Annotated in this window: 19 protein-coding genes; 13 read left to right on the top strand and 6 right to left on the bottom strand. The window is 63.1% G+C overall.

Going from position 1 to position 17,820, the window contains the following annotated elements; translation table 11 throughout:
- Positions 1-105: 105 nt before the first annotated feature.
- Positions 106-1,308: an alpha/beta hydrolase-fold protein gene (locus tag Q0X62_RS11645; RefSeq protein WP_297735810.1), complete on the top strand. Its 1,203-nt coding sequence runs from the start codon at positions 106-108 to the stop codon at positions 1,306-1,308.
- On the opposite strand, the gene rph is transcribed toward Q0X62_RS11645, so the two are convergent.
- The gene (rph, locus tag Q0X62_RS11640) at positions 1,305-2,021 is read right to left on the bottom strand and encodes a ribonuclease PH (RefSeq protein ID WP_297735808.1); all 717 of its coding nucleotides are present in this window, start codon (positions 2,019-2,021) and stop codon (positions 1,305-1,307) included. The genes Q0X62_RS11645 and rph overlap by 4 nt on opposite strands.
- Positions 2,022-2,157: 136 nt before the next feature.
- On the opposite strand from rph, the gene hrcA reads away from it, so the two are divergent.
- The 4 genes from hrcA (at position 2,158) to Q0X62_RS11620 (ending at position 5,897) form a co-directional block, all read left to right on the top strand.
- Positions 2,158-3,237, top strand: coding sequence for a heat-inducible transcriptional repressor HrcA (hrcA, locus tag Q0X62_RS11635; RefSeq protein ID WP_297735806.1), 1,080 nt, complete (start codon positions 2,158-2,160; stop codon positions 3,235-3,237).
- Positions 3,238-3,244: 7 nt separating this feature from the next.
- On the top strand, positions 3,245-3,889 hold the full coding sequence (grpE, locus tag Q0X62_RS11630; RefSeq protein WP_297735804.1) for a nucleotide exchange factor GrpE: 645 nt from the start codon (positions 3,245-3,247) through the stop codon (positions 3,887-3,889).
- A 106-nt stretch (positions 3,890-3,995) separates the two neighbouring features.
- The gene (locus Q0X62_RS11625; RefSeq protein WP_366946153.1) at positions 3,996-5,543 is read left to right on the top strand and encodes an FMN-binding glutamate synthase family protein; all 1,548 of its coding nucleotides are present in this window, start codon (positions 3,996-3,998) and stop codon (positions 5,541-5,543) included.
- A 3-nt stretch (positions 5,544-5,546) separates the two neighbouring features.
- The gene (locus Q0X62_RS11620; protein WP_297735800.1) at positions 5,547-5,897 is read left to right on the top strand and encodes a hypothetical protein; all 351 of its coding nucleotides are present in this window, start codon (positions 5,547-5,549) and stop codon (positions 5,895-5,897) included.
- A gap of 25 nt (positions 5,898-5,922) precedes the next feature.
- Here the strand turns inward: Q0X62_RS11620 and Q0X62_RS11615 are convergent, their stop codons facing one another.
- Positions 5,923-6,561 (bottom strand): alpha-ketoglutarate-dependent dioxygenase AlkB, encoded by a 639-nt coding sequence (locus Q0X62_RS11615; protein WP_366946152.1) that lies wholly within the window; start codon positions 6,559-6,561, stop codon positions 5,923-5,925.
- Between the two features lie 310 nt (positions 6,562-6,871).
- Between Q0X62_RS11615 and dnaK the strand changes: the two genes are divergently transcribed.
- The 6 genes from dnaK to Q0X62_RS11585 all read left to right on the top strand — a co-directional run bounded on the left by dnaK (position 6,872) and on the right by Q0X62_RS11585 (position 13,721).
- A complete protein-coding gene (dnaK, locus tag Q0X62_RS11610; protein ID WP_297735796.1) occupies positions 6,872-8,782 on the top strand; it encodes a molecular chaperone DnaK in 1,911 nt (636 codons plus the stop codon).
- Between the two features lie 57 nt (positions 8,783-8,839).
- A complete protein-coding gene (locus Q0X62_RS11605; RefSeq protein WP_297735793.1) occupies positions 8,840-9,706 on the top strand; it encodes an FkbM family methyltransferase in 867 nt (288 codons plus the stop codon).
- The gene (gene dnaJ, locus Q0X62_RS11600; protein WP_297735790.1) at positions 9,706-10,896 is read left to right on the top strand and encodes a molecular chaperone DnaJ; all 1,191 of its coding nucleotides are present in this window, start codon (positions 9,706-9,708) and stop codon (positions 10,894-10,896) included. The genes Q0X62_RS11605 and dnaJ overlap by 1 nt, the downstream gene beginning before the upstream one ends.
- Positions 10,897-10,970: 74 nt before the next feature.
- The gene (locus Q0X62_RS11595; RefSeq protein ID WP_297735787.1) at positions 10,971-12,098 is read left to right on the top strand and encodes a hypothetical protein; all 1,128 of its coding nucleotides are present in this window, start codon (positions 10,971-10,973) and stop codon (positions 12,096-12,098) included.
- Positions 12,095-12,916: a 4-hydroxy-tetrahydrodipicolinate reductase gene (dapB, locus tag Q0X62_RS11590; RefSeq protein WP_297735784.1), complete on the top strand. Its 822-nt coding sequence runs from the start codon at positions 12,095-12,097 to the stop codon at positions 12,914-12,916. The genes Q0X62_RS11595 and dapB overlap by 4 nt, the downstream gene beginning before the upstream one ends.
- A 130-nt stretch (positions 12,917-13,046) precedes the next feature.
- The gene (locus Q0X62_RS11585) at positions 13,047-13,721 is read left to right on the top strand and encodes a YafY family protein (RefSeq protein ID WP_297735782.1); all 675 of its coding nucleotides are present in this window, start codon (positions 13,047-13,049) and stop codon (positions 13,719-13,721) included.
- A 7-nt stretch (positions 13,722-13,728) separates the two neighbouring features.
- On the opposite strand, the gene Q0X62_RS11580 is transcribed toward Q0X62_RS11585, so the two are convergent.
- Genes Q0X62_RS11580 through Q0X62_RS11565 form a run of 4 tightly spaced genes read right to left on the bottom strand, consistent with a single transcriptional unit; the run spans position 13,729 to position 16,202 of the window.
- Positions 13,729-14,187: a VOC family protein gene (locus Q0X62_RS11580; protein ID WP_297735777.1), complete on the bottom strand. Its 459-nt coding sequence runs from the start codon at positions 14,185-14,187 to the stop codon at positions 13,729-13,731.
- 16 nt (positions 14,188-14,203) lie between these two features.
- Positions 14,204-14,770, bottom strand: coding sequence for a hypothetical protein (locus Q0X62_RS11575; RefSeq protein WP_297735774.1), 567 nt, complete (start codon positions 14,768-14,770; stop codon positions 14,204-14,206).
- A gap of 9 nt (positions 14,771-14,779) precedes the next feature.
- Complete coding sequence (locus Q0X62_RS11570; RefSeq protein ID WP_297735770.1) at positions 14,780-15,628, bottom strand: bifunctional helix-turn-helix domain-containing protein/methylated-DNA--[protein]-cysteine S-methyltransferase; 849 nt, start codon at positions 15,626-15,628, stop codon at positions 14,780-14,782.
- A 10-nt stretch (positions 15,629-15,638) separates the two neighbouring features.
- On the bottom strand, positions 15,639-16,202 hold the full coding sequence (locus Q0X62_RS11565) for a DUF2244 domain-containing protein (RefSeq protein WP_297735767.1): 564 nt from the start codon (positions 16,200-16,202) through the stop codon (positions 15,639-15,641).
- A gap of 86 nt (positions 16,203-16,288) precedes the next feature.
- Between Q0X62_RS11565 and Q0X62_RS11560 the strand changes: the two genes are divergently transcribed.
- Together Q0X62_RS11560 and nth are read left to right on the top strand one after the other, a co-directional pair.
- Positions 16,289-16,912 (top strand): LysE family translocator, encoded by a 624-nt coding sequence (locus Q0X62_RS11560; protein ID WP_297735763.1) that lies wholly within the window; start codon positions 16,289-16,291, stop codon positions 16,910-16,912.
- 20 nt (positions 16,913-16,932) lie between these two features.
- Complete coding sequence (gene nth / locus Q0X62_RS11555; RefSeq protein WP_297735760.1) at positions 16,933-17,634, top strand: endonuclease III; 702 nt, start codon at positions 16,933-16,935, stop codon at positions 17,632-17,634.
- Positions 17,635-17,820 lie beyond the last annotated feature (186 nt).

Genomic DNA, 17,820 nt, shown 5'->3' with positions numbered 1-17,820 from the left:
CAGAATAGAGTTCCTTCCCCGCCTGACAAGCGAACAAGGCTTGCCCGTGACCAGTTTGACGGTCAGAATGATCGGAAACACGCAAGAATTGTGAACGGCGCTACCATGACTTTCGCATTGCCGAGCCTGCTGATCATCGCACTGTTGCAGGCAAACGGGTCAGCACCCGATCCTGAGCCTGCGGCGCTTACATTGAACGGCGACCCGGGTTGCACGCTCGACGCAGAACCGGCTTGCCGCCTGACAGGGCAGATCACTGCGAGCGAAGCGCAGCTCCGCCTGGGCGACGCGAACCAGACCTTCTGGTTTTCCGGCGGCTTGCTCCATGTCGTGGCACGTCGAGAAGCCACAGTTGAAACGGTGCGGATGTGCTGCGCCCTTCAATCCGACATGGAATTGCTCGACTCGCCCGGACTTTGGGCTGCCAGCTACCAGCTTGACCGAGTTGACGAGGCGGTGTTGGCCTTTTGGCCGCTGCCTCCGGTTGACTCCAATGGCGGTGCTTTCCTGGATCGACCGGTCTACCGTGGACCCTCCGCTAGGCCGGCGCCTCCTCGACGCGAGGTCGATCCGGAGCGGATCGAGAATGCGCGCTTCCCCAGCGAGACCTTCAGCAGCGATCGCTTCCTGACAATATACACCCCGTCCGGCAGCCCGCCGGATACCGGATGGCCAACCATTTTTGTCGCGGACGGCGGCCGCATCAATGAGCTCGCCCCCATCGCTGAAGCCCTTGCGGCGCAATGCGTCACACAACCGGTTTTGATGGTGGGACTTTGGCCCGGCGAACAGCATGGAGCACCGCTAGTGCCGGACGCCACTGGCTACGCAGCGGATGCTCGCTCGCGAGAATATCTCTGGACCGTCCATCCTGACTCATTTGCCCGCCATCAGGACTGGCTGATCGACGAACTCATGCCGATGGCCGTAGCCCGGGGCGGCAGCGCTAATCAACAGGGCCGCATGACATTCGGCGCATCGAGCGGTGCCGCTTGGGCGCTTTCCACGGGCTTGTTGCACGCGGACATGATCGACCATGTAGGCGGCGCCTCGCTTGGGTGGCGCCCATCGCTTGAGGCAGGCCCCGCAAGGCCCAACCTTCAGATACTGATTGCAAGCGGCCTTTATGAGTCTCGCTTCAACCGGCACAGCAGGGCTGTCATCGAAAGCCTGCAAGCCGACGGCGCCACCGGGCGATTTATCGAGCTGGTGTCAGGCCACGGCCCCATAGGCTTCGAGATGGCGTTCGAAACAGCGCTGACTGAAGCCTTTCCAGCCGCTGAGGGCTGCATCCCCGCCTCCGACTAAGCCTTCAACGCTGCCAGCTGCGCCGCGCACAAGTCAGTCACACCGGCCTTGGCGAGGGCGAAGAGGAGGTCGAAATCTGTCTCCGGGATCGGCTTGTCTTCTGCCGTCGCCTGAATTTCGACGATACCGCCTTTATCCGTCAGGACAAAATTGGCATCGGCCTCGGCCCGGCGGTCTTCTTCGTATTCGAGGTCGAGGCGGGTTTCGCCATCGATGACCCCACAGGAGATAGCCGCGAGCTGGCCGTGGACCGGATCCACGGTGAGCACGCCCTCCTCGATCAGATAACCAATCGCCTGTTTCAGCGCGACCCACGCACCGGTGATGGCCGCCGTGCGGGTACCGCCATCGGCCTGCAGGACATCGCAATCAATGGTGATCTGGCGCTCGCCGAGCGCTTTCAAATCGACCACGGCGCGCAGGGAGCGACCGATCAGGCGCTGGATTTCCTGGGTGCGGCCGGACTGCTTTCCAGCCGTGGCCTCGCGGCGCGAACGCGTATGCGTGGCGCGCGGCAGCATGCCGTATTCCGCTGTCACCCAACCCTTGCCGCCACCGCGCAACCAGGGCGGGACATTGTCTTCCACCGAGGCCGTGCACAGGACATGCGTGCCGCCAAAGCGCGCGAGACAGGAGCCTTCCGCATAGAGCGAGGCACCGGCTTCCAGGCTGATTTCACGCATTGCGTCGCGGGCGCGTCCATTCGGTCTCATCTGTCTCTCCGGTCTCGGTGCTTCCTGCCCCCGCTCCTAGCGGCGTTGTCCACCGGCATCAAGCGGGCTGGTCGCCAAACCCCGCCAAATGTCTTGCGCATTGAACAGGACGGCGGGCACGATTAATTGAAGAGTCATGACCCCTGCTGCACCGCAATCGGCCCTGGCCGCGCTGGACGACCGGATGCGTACGATCTTCCGCGAGATCGTGGAGGCCTATCTGCGCTCGGGCGACCCGGTCGGCTCTCGCACCCTGTCACAGACCGGCAATCTCTCCCTGTCACCGGCCTCCATCCGCAACACCATGGCCGATCTCGCTGATCTGGGCCTGTTGAGCGCGCCGCATTCCAGCGCCGGTCGCATGCCGACCCATGCCGGTTTGCGCCTGTTCGTGGACGGTTTGCTGCAGGTTGGCGAGTTGTCGGCGGATGAGCGCCGCGCGATCGAAGGCCAGGTCTCGGTCTCCGGCCGCTCGACGCAGGACTTGTTGACCGAAGCGACCTCGCTGCTCGGCGGACTGGCGGGCGGGGCGGGCCTGGTTGTCACATCAAAGCGGGAAGCCCCCTTGCGCCATGTCGAGTTTGTCCCGCTCTCGGCCGTGGAAATGCTGGCCGTGCTCGTCTTCGAGGATGGCAGTGTCGAGAACCGCTTGATGCGTACCCCGGACGGCATCCCGCCGGCCGCGCTGATCGAGGCTGGCAACTACCTGTCCACGCGCCTGAAGGGCCGAACTCTGAGCGATGCCCGCAAGGCCATCGAGACTGAAATCGCGGAGCGCCGTTCCGCCCTCGACAGCGCGGCCGAGGGACTGGTCAAACAGGGTCTGGCCGACTGGAGCGGCGGCAAGGGGCAGGAACGGTCCCTGATCGTACGCGGTCAGGCCCGGCTGCTGGAAAGCCTGGAGGCTGCCAGTGATCTGGAGCGCATCCGGCTTCTTTTCGACGATATCGAGCGCAAGGAAGAACTGATAACCTTGCTGGACAAGGCCCGCGATGCCCAAGGCGTGCGGCTCTTCATCGGCGCCGAGAACCCGCTTTTCAGTCTGTCGGGTTCCAGTGTGATCGTGGCTCCCTATATGAATGCCGAACAGGAAATCATCGGGGCGCTGGGTGTAATTGGCCCCACCCGTTTGAACTATGCCCGTGTTATCCCCCTCGTCGACTACACGGCCCGTGTGGTCGGTCAGATACTGGATGGCGCGCGATCGCGAGAGTGAAGACAAGATGAGCGACACAGAGAACAAGCCGCAGAACGAAATCGAGACCCCGGAAGACGAAACCGTGGACGCTGCAACCGAAGCCGCGACCGAAGGCGAAGTGGAAACCGAATTGGATCCGGTTCTCAAATTGACCGCCGAGCTGGATTCCATGCGCGACAAGCTGCTGCGTGCCCTGGCCGAAGCGGAAAATACGCGTCGCCGGGCCGAGCGCGACGTTGCCGACGCCCGCAGCTACGCAGTCTCCAGCTTTGCCAAGGACATGCTGGACGTGTCCGACAATCTCGCCCGCGCCATGGCCTCCGCCGACGAAGACGCGCTCGCAAATGTGCCGGATTCAGTGAAAAACCTGGTCGAAGGCGTGGCCATGACCGAAAAGGCGCTGATCTCCAAGATGGAGCGGCACGGCGTGAAAAAAGTCGACCCGCAACCCGGCGACACGTTCGACCCGCACAAGCACCAGGCCGTTGCACAGATTCCGTCCGACCACGGCGCCGGCAAGATTGCCAATGTCATGCAGACCGGTTTCGTGATCGCAGACCGCACCCTGCGGGCCGCGATGGTCGCCGTCTCATCCGGTCCGGCCGCCGGCGATGGTGACGCATCGGGCGGAACCGGTGGGGCCGGTGGCAATCTGGACATGAAGGCCTGACCGGATCACGCCCGGACACATTTTCGATGCCCCCCAAGCCAGCGCTCGCCTCGGCCCTCATCCCGGGGCATGATGTGTTGCGCGGATGTGGGAGATGATGATGTCCATGCTACCGGCTTGGGCCATGGATGCGATGAACATCCTGACCCAATTGTTCATTCTCGCGATCGGCCTGGCCGTTCTTGTCGGCTTCTTCATGTATGTCGCAGACATCACGCAGACGCGCGATGCGGTGCGACGGAATTATCCGCTTTTCGGGCGTTTCCGCTCGCTCTTTACGACACTGGGGGAGTTTTTCCGACAGTATTTCTTCGCCATGGATCGCGAGGAATTGCCCTTCAACCGGGCCGAGCGCGACTGGGTCTATCGGTCGTCGGAAGGCAAGGGCGGCACAATTCCCTTCGGCTCTACCAAGCCGATGGACAAGCCGGGCAATGCGATCTTCGTCAATTGCCCCTTTCCCCTGCTGGACGACCATGCGGCTGAAACCCAGCCCATGCGCATCGGGCCGCAGGCCCGAACGCCCTATGACGCGCCCTCCTTCTTCAACATCTCGGGGATGAGCTATGGCGCGCTTTCAAAACCCGCGGTGCGGGCCCTGTCGCGTGGCGCCGCAAAGGCCGGCATCTGGATGAATACCGGCGAGGGCGGCTTGTCGCCCATGCATCTCGAAGGCGGTTGCGACATCGTTTTCCAGATCGGTACGGCAAAATATGGCGTCCGCAATGCCGAAGGCGGCCTTTCCGACGATAAATTGCGGCAAGTCGCCGCGCACGAGCAGGTGCGCATGTTCGAGCTCAAACTCTCCCAGGGCGCCAAGCCGGGCAAGGGCGGCATTTTGCCAGCTGAGAAGGTCACACGTGACATCGCCGACATTCGCGGCATCCCGGTCGGCCAAGCATCGATTTCGCCCAATCGCCACCCCGAGTTTGACGATATTGGCGGCCTCCTCGACATGATCGGCCATATCCGAGAGATTACCGGCAAGCCGGTTGGCTTCAAGGCCGTCATCGGCGCCTATGGTTGGCTGGAAGAGATGTGCCACGAGATCACCAGGCGCGGCCCGGACAGCGCGCCTGACTTTTTCACGATCGACAGCGGGGATGGCGGCACGGGGGCGTCACCGATGGCGCTGATGGACAATGTCGGGCTCACCATCCGCGAAAGCCTCCCGATCGTGGTCGACATCCTTGAACGCTATGGACTGAAAGACCGGATCCGGGTCATCGCCTCGGGCAAGCTGCTGACGCCGGGCGCCGTCGCCTGGGCGCTGGCGGCCGGTGCGGATTTCATCCAGTGCGGGCGCGGTTTCATGTTCTCGCTGGGCTGTATCCAGGCCCTGAAATGCCACAAGAATACCTGCCCGACCGGCGTCACCACACACAAGAAGAGCCTGCAACGCGGCCTGGTGGTGCGTGACAAGGCCCAACGGGTCGCCATCTATGCCGACACGGTCCGCAAACATGTCGAGATGATCGCCCATTCCTGTGGCGTAGCAGAGCCGCGTCGGCTCGGTCGCAAGCATGTCCGCATCGTCCAGGCCAATGGGCGTTCGCTGCCAATGACGGCGCTGGATTTCCTGCCGGATGATGGTGCACCGAACCGGCTCGTGGATGGCAATACAGGTGCTCCGGGCCTGCCGGAGCAGCCCTGAGACATGTCACCGCTCTTCCTGCTTCAATTCGTCCATACGATCGTCTTCGTGGTTTGCCTTGCGAGCCTGCTCCCAATGGGCTGGTACGCTGCGAGCGGACAAGGCGCAATCTGGGCGCTCTGGGCGCTCCTGCCCCCGCTCGGCGTCTTTGTCGGGCTTGTTCTCAATCGCGGGCGTTGCATCCTCCAGACACTGGCTCGGCGCATGCGCGGCGTCGCAAAGACAGACCCGCGATGGGTCCGGGACATCCTGATCTTGCCGGAGAGCTGGGCGCTGAAAGTCGTGCCTGTCATGTTGCCGGTCTTCGTGCTGGTCATTGTGGCGGCTGCAATCCGGACCATGGCATCGCTTTGATCGGCAACGCATCGCGCCGACACCACTAGGGACGCTTCACCCGGCGCATCGTCAGATTGATCCGCCCGCCTCCGGGAAAATGCTCCGGCGGCAAGAGCGTGGATGTACCGGGATAAATGCGATCAACGCCGTGATAGCAACGCCGTGCCGCGCCGCCAAGGACCACCACATCGCCGGAGGAGAGCACCATGGAGGCCGTCTTGCCGCCACGCTTCGGTCCGCCGAGGCGAAAGCGCGCCTTGTCGCCCAGCGAGATCGAGACCACGGCCGCATCTGTCGCTTCCTCGTCCCAGTCGATATGCAGACCCATCTTGCTGTCCGGCGCATACCAGTTGACAAGACAGGCTTCGGCGTCGACCGCGTAGTCCGCCAGCTCGCGCCACAGCGTGGTCAACGCCTCGGGCATGGCCGACCAAGCCTGGCCGGTCTCGGGGTGTCTGGCCTCGTAACGATAGCCACCGACCTTGTCGGTGACCCAGCCCAACGATCCGAAATTCGTCATCATGACTGACAATGGCTGGCCTGTACGCGGCATGGAAGGCCGCCAGAAAGGCGTTGCCTCCTGTGTCGCAATAACCGCATCGATCAGGGATTGCTGCTCAGATCGCGAGAGCTTGCCTGGCAGGAATCGGAAACCGTCGGGCATGGTGAAGGCCGAAGTCATGGCGCAAAGATGGAGGCGGACCCCTGCCTTGACCACCCGGTCTGTGCGGATCGGCGCGCGCTGAGTCATATCAAATGCGTATGACCCATATGCGATGGACCTGATGCAGGCCTTGCACTCGCTGCCGCGCCTCCCTAAATCGCCATCAAGCGCAGGGTTATACCCTGTGGATTGAACCAAGCCGGTGTCGGCACACCGGTATCATCAATGACGATCCCGAAGGGGGCAGTCAGCGGGGTGTGGGGTGCTTCTTTCGAAGGCCGCACATTCGCCGGACGGGTCCCGCTTGGAAAAAACGGAGAGACGATCAATGAGCAAGGTCATCGGCATCGACCTGGGTACGACCAATTCCTGTGTGGCTGTAATGGAAAGCGGCCAGGCAAAGGTCATCGAGAATTCCGAAGGCGTGCGGACCACCCCGTCCGTCGTCGCCTTCACCGAGGATGGCGAGCGCCTGATCGGCCAGCCGGCGAAACGCCAGGCCGTCACCAACCCCGACTACACCTTCTTCGCCATCAAGCGCCTGATCGGCCGCATGATGGACGACCCGACGGTCAAGAAGGACATCGACATGGTGCCCTACAAGATCGTCCCGTCGGACAGCAATGACGCCTGGGTCCAGGGTCGCGACAAGAAATACTCGCCGTCGGAAATCTCTGCCTTCACCCTGCAGAAGATGAAAGAGACCGCGGAAAGCTATCTTGGCGAGAAGGTCGAAAAAGCCGTCATCACGGTTCCGGCCTATTTCGACGACGCCCAGCGCCAGGCCACCAAGGACGCTGGCAAGATTGCCGGTCTGGAAGTCCTGCGCATCATCAACGAGCCGACCGCGGCTGCCTTGGCCTATGGCCTCGACAAGGGCGAGAACAAGACGATTGCCGTCTTCGACCTCGGTGGCGGTACCTTCGACGTTTCCATCCTGGAAATCGGCGATGGCGTCTTCGAGGTGAAGGCCACCAATGGTGACACCTTCCTCGGCGGTGAAGACTTCGACATGCGCATCGTTCAATACCTCGCGGACGAGTTCAAAAAAGAGAACGGCATCGACCTGAAGTCCGACAAGCTGGCACTCCAGCGCCTGAAGGAAGAAGCCGAGAAGGCCAAGAAAGAACTGTCCTCGGCCACTTCTTACGAAGTGAATCTGCCCTTCATCACGGCCGACGCGTCGGGCCCGAAGCACCTCAATATCAAGCTCTCCCGCGCCAAGCTGGAAGCCCTGGTCGAGGACCTGGTCAAGCGCACGCTCGAGCCCTGCAAGAAGGCCCTCAAGGATGCCGGACTGAGCCCGTCTGACATCGACGATATCGTCCTGGTCGGCGGCATGACGCGCATGCCCAAGGTCCAGGAAGCCGTGAAGGGCTTCTTCGGCAAGGACCCGCACAAGGGTGTGAACCCGGACGAAGTCGTGGCCATGGGTGCTGCCATCCAGGCGGGCGTTCTTCAGGGTGATGTGAAAGACGTCCTGCTTCTCGACGTGACCCCGCTTTCGCTGGGCATCGAGACGCTGGGTGGTGTCTTCACCCGCCTGATCGACCGCAACACGACCATCCCGACCAAGAAGTCCCAGACTTTCTCGACCGCGGATGACAACCAGACCGCCGTGACCATCCGGGTTTCCCAGGGTGAACGCGAGATGGCGTCCGACAACAAGCTGCTTGGCCAGTTCGACCTGGTCGGCATCCCGCCGGCACCACGCGGCCTGCCGCAGATCGAGGTCACTTTCGACATCGACGCCAACGGCATCGTCAATGTGTCTGCCAAGGACAAGGCAACCGGCAAGGAGCAGCAGATCCGCATCCAGGCCTCCGGTGGCCTTTCGGACGACGATATCGAGCAGATGGTCAAGGACGCCGAGGCCAATGCCGAAGCGGACAAGCAGAAGAAGGAACTCGTCGAGGCCCGCAATGGTGCCGAAGCGATGGTCCACCAGACCGAGAAGCAGCTCGAGGAGTTCGGCGACAAGGTGCCGGGCGAAGACAAGGATGCCATCGAGACGGCCCTGAACGAGCTGAAGGAAGTCAAGGATGGCGAGGATCTCGAAGCCATCCAGCAGAAGACCCAGGCCCTCGTCCAGGCAGCCATGAAGCTGGGTGAGGCCATGTATGCGGCCCAGCAGACCGAAGCCGCAGAAGGCGACGCCAAGGCGGATGCCGAAGGCGATGATGATGTGGTCGATGCGGAATTCTCCGAAGTCGACGACGACAAGAAGAAAGACGCGTAAGGTCCGGTTTGACCGGGAGGGCCCATTGCCCTCCCGGCTCACCTTTCGAGCCTGACCATGACCCGTCCTGACCCCCTGACCGCTCCATTTGGAGCTTTCGCTCTTTCGCCCCTCGCCGAGCGCGTCCGCCGCCTGCCCATGGCGATGCCGGGCGATGCCCTGCGGCGCAGTGCGGAATCTGTTGTCAGGCGGGCGCTGATGTCCGGCGGTCGAGAGATCGCAGATATCGAAGTCTTCCCTGGCCAGTTTGCGCGCGTGCACCTGCGCGACAATCGCTGCGAGAAGCGTGTCTTCGCCGGCTCGATGAGCTGGGACAGCGCCGAACGCCGTGCCATTCGTGAAGCCATGGCGGCCAAGCCGATCGATGACGACTTTGTCTTTGTCGATGCCGGAGCCAATGCCGGCCTCTACACGCTTTCCGTTCTGGCAGACGCCGCGGTGCAGTGTCGTTGCATCAAGGCGATCGCCATCGAACCTGATATCGAGAACCGGCGCCGGCTTGAATTTAATCTCGCCGTTTCGGAAGCCCATAGCGTGACCGTCCTGCCTTACGCACTCGGCGCCGAGGAAGGTGAGGGGGCCATGGTGCAATCTGGGACCAATCGCGGCGAAGTCCATGTCGCTTCGGCCAGCGAGACCGGCGACGCGATCCGTCTGCGACCGCTCGAGGCGGCCCTCGCTGAGGCCGGAGCCGACTGCGTCGACGTCATGAAAATGGACATTGAGGGCTATGAAGCCCCGGTCCTGAAAGCTTTCTTCGCCGAGGCTCCCCGGAGCTTGTGGCCAACCATGATCCTATTGGAGACCCGGCATGAAGCCGCCATCACCGAAGGCGCCGCCGGTCTCTGTCTTGAACACGGCTACACAGTGGCCCAGCAAATGCGGCAGAACGCGGTTCTGGTTCTGCCGACAGGTGAACAGTGATGAGCAAGCGTGATTTCTATGAAGTCCTGGGTGTCGAGAAAGGCGCCGACGAAAAGGCGCTGAAGAGCGCCTATCGCAAACAGGCCATGAAATTCCACCCGGACCGCAATCCCGGCGATGCCGAGGCCGAAGCGAAGTTCAAGGAAGTGGGCGAGGCCTGGTCGGTCCTCTCCGACCCGAACAAGCGCGCCGCCTATGATCGCATGGGCCATGCCGCGTTTGAACAAGGCGGCATGGGCGGCGGCCAGGGGCCGTTCGGCGGTGGCGGCGGCGGTGCTGCCGATTTTGCCGATATTTTCGAACAGGTCTTTGGCGAAGCCTTCAATATGGGCGGCGGCATGGGTGGCCGACGTGGCGGCCGAGGCCATTCCGGCCCGGCTCGCGGCGCCGATCTGCGCTACGACATGGAGATCTCGCTGGAAGACGCCTTCAATGGCGCCGACGAGACCATCAAGGTTCCCACCGCGATGCACTGCGAGCGCTGTGACGGGCAGGGCAATGAGCCGGGCACGGAGCTGGATACCTGCGGCACCTGTCAGGGCGCGGGCCGGATCCGTCGCTCGCAAGGCTTCTTCACCATGGAGCAGACCTGCCCGCAATGCGGCGGTCGCGGTCAGTATGTGAAAACACCCTGCCAGGACTGTGATGGTGTTGGACGTGTTCGCAAGACCCGCACCCTCAACGTCACGGTGCCGGCTGGCGTCGAGGACGGCACACGCATCCGTCTGGCCGGTGAAGGCGAAGCGGGGGCGCGTGGCGGCCCGCGGGGCGATCTATACATCTTCATTTCCGTGAAACCGCACGAGATTTTCGAGCGCGACGGACCCAATCTCTATTGCCGGACCCCGGCCTCCATGGTCCAGGCAGCCCTGGGCTGCACCATCCAGGTCCCGACCATCGAAGGCGGCAAGGCCGAAATGAAAATCGCCGAAGGCGCCCAAACCGGCAAACGCATGCGCATGCGCGGCAAGGGCATGCCGAGACTCCGCGGCGGCCCGCGCGGCGACATGATCGTCGAGCTTTTCGTGGAAACCCCGCGCAATCTGTGCGACCGCCAGAAAGAGCTCCTCAAGGAATTCTGCGACCTTTCCGGCGAGAGCTGCAATCCAGACAGCACCGGTTTCTTTAACAAGGTCAAGCAGTTCTGGGACGAGGTCACCACGGATGACGGTCGCCCGAATGCCGGCTGATCCAAATCGGATGTGAGCCGAAACCATTCGGAATGGGATGACAGGTCGCGGCGGAACGGCTTACCAATCTGGATATGAGCCAGTCGCCTGCCCCTTCCCATGTCGCGCCGGAGCCTCCCAAGACGCTACCCGGTCACTTTCAGCCCGCTGAAGTGCGCTTTTACGCCCTGTCACCCTTGGGGTTTGTGGGCACCTCCGCGCTGATCCTGATCATCGTCTACGGTTTCTATCTCGCGGTTGCGACGCTGACCGAGCGACCTCCGATCTTTGAAGCCAGCGAGACGGGCGAGCTGGTCATGACCCAGGTCGCCTGGATCGCACTTGTTCTCTCCCTCATCTTCACTGCGGGCACGGCCTTCACCGAGTCCGGTCGCCATATGTGGGCAAGGGAAAGAGTGCCGCTCATCGCCGCTCTGTCACCCAGCGGCGCAATCGAGGTCGAAGCACTCAATGCCGGCATTCCGGACCGCTGGCGCCGGCAATACCTCGTCATGTTTGCCGTCGGAGCCTTCGCTGGCCTTGCCTTCAATGCCTTCATGATGCTTTCGGGCGACTTCACCCTTGGCGGCTACGTCAACTCGGTCGGTCTCTGGTTTCTGGTGATCTCACCCCTGCTCTACGGAATCGGGTTTCGGGCCGGCGTTGACATCGCGCGCGAAAGCGGCGCCCTCAAGGCCCTGATCCGGGGCCATCTGGATGTCGATCTCTTCCATCTGGACCGGCTTGCCGTGTTTGGGCGGATCGGCCTTAAAGCCGCACGCTCCTGGATGATCATGGCGGCGATCCTCCTGCTTTTCCTGATAAACCCGAACAACCCACAGCAAATCTTCGACGCCAGCCAACTCTGGATGACCGTGCCGGTGGTCGCCGTGTCTGTTCTGGGTGGGCTTTTCCTGCTTACCAGTGCCGTGCACCCGGTCCACAAGAAGATTTGCGCCGCGAAACATGCCGAGCTGACCCGCATCCATGCCGAGATGGACCGGGTTCGTGATCGCGCCCTGGCCGGTGATGCCGAAGCCGCCTCTGCCCTCGCCGGACTGACCGATTATGAAGTCTGGATCGATAATCGCTCGGAATGGCCCGTTTCCAGTGGCGTGACGACGCGCTTCTCGCTCTATATCCTGCTCCCGCTTCTCCCCATCCTCGGCTCCTATATCTTTGAAAAGATTGCCGACCAGCTCGTCACAGGAACTCCGGTTTGACCTCACCCATTCGCGTCACCGTGCTCGGCCCGACCGGTCGTCTGGGCAGCGCCATCTGCCGCGCATTGCTCGACTCGCCCGAATTCAGTCTTGCTGGCGCTGTCGTCCGTTCGGAATCGCCCGCCTGTGGCGTCGATATTGGAAGCTGGCTGGATCGTGAGCCGATCGGCTGTATCGGCGAGACCGCACTGGAACATGCGGTGCACGAGGCCGATATCGTGATCGATGCCAGCTTGCCAGCCATGACCGTCGCCGCCGCGGAACGCCTGGCCAGCCTTGGTGGACCAGGTCTGATTACCGGCGTCACCGGCTTCAATCGGGATCAAGAGGCCCGCCTAGCCGTCTGCGCCGACAAGATCCCGCTCCTCGCTGCCGGCAATTTTTCGCTTGGGGTTGCCGTCACGGAAGCGCTTGTCCGCCAAGCCGCGCGCCTGCCGGCAACGGAATGGGATATCGAGGTCCATGAAACCCATCACAAGCGCAAGGCCGACGCACCCTCCGGAACCGCCATCATGCTGGCCCGGGCAGCGGCGGACGCGCGCGGTGAGCGTCTGGAAGACATTGCGACCTGGAGCCGCGAAGGCACGACCGGACCCCGCCAATCCGGCTCGATCGGCTTCGCGGTCAGTCGCGGCGGATCCGTCGTAGGCGAGCACGCGGTGCGCTATCTCGCAGAGCTCGAGGAAATCACCATTTCGCACCGGGCGCTCGATCGCGCGATTTTTGCGCGTGGCGCACTCGAAGCCATTCGTTGGATGACCAATAACGGCGAGGGTCGTGCCAACGGGCGCTACTCCATGCAGGATATTGTCGGATAAGCTCGCGTCCATCCTGACACTTCATGCCAATTGGAACGCCGGGCCGAGGTGTTGCACGTGAAACGTTGCGACTTGCCGCATACCACAAACCCTGACATCATCCCGCCATCGCGTTTTACAGGAGGTGTCAGTGCGCCGCGCCGAACGTCTCATCCGCATTGTCCAGGCCCTGCGGGAAGCCGCGCCCGGCGCCGTCACGGCCCATGAGATGGGTCACAAGTTCGAAGTTTCCGAACGCACAATCTATCGCGACATCGCTCACCTGATCGGGTCCGGTGCGCCCATAGATGGCGAAGCCGGGGTCGGCTATGTCCTGCGACCCGGCTTTGACCTGCCACCGTTGACCTTCTCCTTCGAACAACTCGACGCCCTCGCCCTCGGCGCGCGCCTCGTCAAGGCTACCGGCGACAAGAATCTCGCCTCGGCCGCCAATGAAGCGCTCGCCAAGATCGAGCACGCCTTGCCGGAGACCCACCGCGAGCGCTTGCGCAATGTCCCGCTCTTCGCCGCTTTCCTTGACGAGACTGTTCGTCCGGAAGCCTTTGGCCCGGTCCGCAATGCCATCGCCAACAAGCGCAAGCTGCGAGTACGCTACCAATCCTTGGCTGACGATACGACACAGCGCGTCATCCGCCCGCTGGCGCTGACCTGTTTCGGCCGCGTCTGGCTGCTTTCGGCCTGGTGTGAGCTGCGCAATGACTTTCGCCATTTCCGCACCGATCGCGTGGAACGCCTGACCGTGCTGGCCGAAAGCTTCGAGGACGAGCCCGGAAAGCGCTACGAGGACATGCGCCGGGCGGCCTGAGTCGGACCTACCAGCTGCCGGTATTCTCCATCGACGCCCAGGGCTCTTGCGCCGGGAGATTGTCGCCGCGCTGGAGGAGTTCGACCGAGATACCGTCCGGGGACCGGACGAAGGCCATATGGCCGTCACGGGGTGGGCGGTTGATCGTGTAGCCCATATCCATCAGGCGCTGGCAGGTGTCGTAGACATTATCCATGCGATAGGCGAGATGGCCGAAATTCCGGCCGCCCTGATAGGTTTCCGGGTCCCAGTTGTGGGTCAGCTCGACGCAGGGCAGGCCCTCGGGAATCTTGCCGCCTTCATAACCGGCAGCCGCGACATCTTCCGGCGTGGCCAGAAAGATCAGGGTGAAGCGGCCCTTTTCGCTGTCGAAGCGGCTGATCTCGGTCAGGCCGAGTCCCTCGCTATAGAAGCGGAGGCTGGCGTCCAGGTCCGAAACCCGGACCATGGTGTGCAGATAGCGCATGATATTCCCCTGGTCGTCAGTTGTCGTTCGGCGTCGCGGTATCGGAGGACGAACCGGACAAGGCTTTCACGGCCCATTTGGGGCGTTTGCGCGGAATGACAACATCATCCAGCGGCTCGCCGCGGGCACGGGCCAGAGCCGGATGGAAATTCTCCGGCGTGCGGGCATGGTGGATGCGGGCCACGACGGCACCGGCGAAGGCCCAGCAGCCGCACAGGCCGAAGAACATGTAGAACATCCACGGATAGTAGCCGACATCATACCAAGGCCCGCCATCGAGCAGCATGACGATATAGGGCCAGAGCGCGATCAGCCCGATCCCGGCCGGCGGCGTGATCACCACGGCCACGACCAGTGCCAGCGCGATATAAAGCGCGCCTCGCGGCTCGTGGGCCGAGACATAGAGGCGCTCGAACGTCCGCTCATCCACGCCCTTGATCGTCGCCGGCTTGCTCTCGCAACGCTCGGCATATTCCGAGCGCGCATCTTCCATCAGTGAACGACGCGCTGCCAACCAGCTGAGAAAGAAGGCCGCGGCCGCAATCAGCGCCGCGGCAGCCGCATAGAGAAATGGATTGCTCATGGCTGCAATCTAACGCCTCGCAGCCTCATAGGCGAGCATGGCGCGCTTGCGTTCCACACCCCAGTGATAGCCGGTCAGCTTGCCGTTCGAGGCCAGGACGCGGTGGCACGGGATGAGCCAGGAAACCGGATTGGCGCCAACCGCCGCCCCGACCGCGCGGGACGCCTTGGGCGAATCCACCTGCTCGGCAATCGATTTATAGCTCGTCGTCTCGCCCGGTTTCAGGGTCAGCAAAGCCCGCCACACCTGGCGCTGCCAGGGGGTTCCGTAGAGCGCGAGGGGCAGTTTTTCGGCACTGCCAGGCGCAAAGATACGCTCGGCCCAGTGCCGGGCAAGCGTGTCGTCGCGTTGATACGCGGCTGCCGGGTAACGCGCCTCAAGATCGGCAAACCCTCGCTCCACATCCGGATCGGCAAAGGCCATCGCCGAAAGGCCGCGCGGCGCGATCAGCAGGACGGCATCACCGAAGGGCGAGGGCGCCACGCCCCAATGGAATTGCAAACCAGCGCCACGGCGGCGGGCATCGCCCGGCGTGATGGCTTCATGGGCAATGAAAAGGTCGTGCAGACGCCCCGGTCCGGACAGGCCCGCCTCGTAAGCCGCGTCGAGCACGCAAGCCCCGTCATCAATGGCTTCTCGAGCCGCATCATGAGCGAGGGCACCGACGAATTTCTTCGGTGAGACTCCGACCCAGCGCGTGAACACCCGCTGGAAATGGTGCGGCGAGAGGCCCGCCGCTTTCGCGGCCCGGTCGAGATCGGGATGATCACGCCAATTATCACCCAGATAGGCGAGCGCACCGGCGATACGGTCATAATCGCGGGAGGAAGCGTCGAGAGTGTAGATATCAGCTGTCATGAGAGCGAGTTTACGCGCTCGCCGGATCAGCTCCACCCGGTTCTTGCGGTGGCAGAGGCGCCTTTCGCGCCCGGTCGATCGCTGCCCCCAGCGCGGCCGCGAATTCACCGCGTTCGGACGGGCTGAGAAACTGGCCGAGGACCAGCGCCCGGCCATGCGCATGAAGCGCCAGCTGGGCGTGGTGGGCGTCCGGGTCGTAAAGCTTCAGCTTCACCCAGCCCGTGGGCAGACGATAACGCCGGCGATGACCCGTCGGATGCTGCCTCACCACCTCGATATCGCGCGCATCAACCCGGACGAATTCGCGGGCCCGTCCATCGCGATAGGAGATCTTGAAGGCCAGCCAGACCAGAAACACGTCCAGCCCGAAGAAGGGCAGGACCGGCCAGGCGCCCAGGCTCAGATAAAAAAGCCCGGCAGTGAAGGAAATCACGCTGATCGCCACCATCAGGGCAATGAAGGCGGGATTGGCCAGGGAGCGGTTCGGGGCCAGCTCAGCCTGCATGAATACCGGTCCGTCATGACGCGTCGGCGGCGCGGCCTCGGCGGGCCAGGTTTCGACAACTCCACTCATGGGCGTCAGGATAGGGCGGTCCCGACAATTTTCCACGCGGCGTTTTGCCCGGTGACGTCGGGCGCAATTCTGCCTAACCATGACCCATGGACGCCGCCACAAGCCCTCTCATCGCCTTCATCCTCACCGTCATCGTGATCGAGCTGACCCCCGGCCCGAACATGGCCTGGCTGGCGGTGCTGAGTGCGGATCGTGGCCGTCGCGCCGGCCTGGCGGCGACCCTGGGTGTCGCGACAGGGCTGGCCCTGCTCGGCCTCCTTGCCGCTCTGGGCTTTGCCGCGCTGATCGCCCGATCGCCCTGGCTGTTCGAGATGCTGCGTTATGGTGGGACGCTCTTCCTGCTCTGGCTGGCGATCGAGGGCTGGCGCAGTGCCGGGGAAAGCTCGCCTGCCCGCATGGACGGCTCCTTGCGCCGCCATTTTCGCGACGGGCTGATGATCAATCTGCTCAATCCCAAGGCCGGGCTGTTCTACCTCATCGTCCTGCCTGACTATATCTCGCCCGACCTGCCCAGCCTGCCCCAGGCAGTCGGTCTGACAGCCATCTCCGTCGGCATCGCGACAGGCATCCATCTTGTCATTGTCGCGCTGGCTTCCCGAGCGGCTGTCTGGTTGTCGAACGCAGACCGGACGCGCCTGTTCCGGCGCGCACTGGCCGTTCTGCTGGCCTTGATCGCCATTTGGCTGTTCCTTGATACACGCCCTGCCTGACCCATTCGGGAGACCGAACCATGCCTGCCAGCCCCGCCAAGCCCAAGAAACGCGCCAAGCGCGCCCCCCGCGGCCTCAATCGCGAACAGGCGCATGACCTGATGGCCCGGCTGGCGCAGGACCGGCCCGATCCAAAGACCGAGCTGGATTATACCAATCCCTACACGCTCCTGGTGGCGGTCGCACTCTCCGCCCAGGCCACCGATGTCGGGGTCAACAAGGCCACCAGACTGCTCTTCCAGGAAGCCGACACGCCGGAGAAGATGGTTGCCCTGGGCGAGGATCATGTCCGCGACCGGATCAAGACGATCGGGCTCTTCCGCAACAAGGCCAAGAATGTCATCGCGCTCTCGCAGCAGCTGATCGAGCAGCATGGTGGCGAGGTCCCGGCTGATCAGGCAGCACTGGAAGCCTTACCGGGCGTCGGTCGCAAGACGGCCAATGTGGTCATGAATGAGGCCTTCGGCGTGCCGACAATTGCCGTCGACACCCATATTTTCCGGGTCTCCAACCGGACGAAACTGGCGCCCGGCAAAGACCCGCTGGCCGTCGAACTCCGTCTCGAAAAAATCATGCCCGACGAGTTTCGGCAGGGCGCCCATCACTGGCTGATCCTGCATGGCCGCTATCTGTGCAAGGCCCGCAAGCCGGAATGCTGGCGCTGCCCGGTCGAGGATATCTGCCAGTTCAAGGACAAGACTCCCGCGCCGAAGGGCGCATAGGCCACGTCTTTCGCTCCGCACGCTGTCGCGCCGGAGAGATGGGAGGGGGAACGGGATGCCGGCCAATGCCGTCAACCGGTTTGATTTGAATAACGTGACATCGCCGACATCCCGTCCGCGGAGTTTTCCCGGGCTGTCTCCACCCCGATTCCAATGCGCCAGGTAGATGGGGTCGGTCGTTTAGTG

The organism is uncultured Maricaulis sp. (assembly GCF_947259345.1).
Taxonomy (GTDB): domain Bacteria; phylum Pseudomonadota; class Alphaproteobacteria; order Caulobacterales; family Maricaulaceae; genus Maricaulis.
Note: the sequence above shows the minus strand (reverse complement) of the source record. Positions and strands in the feature narration are given on the sequence as shown.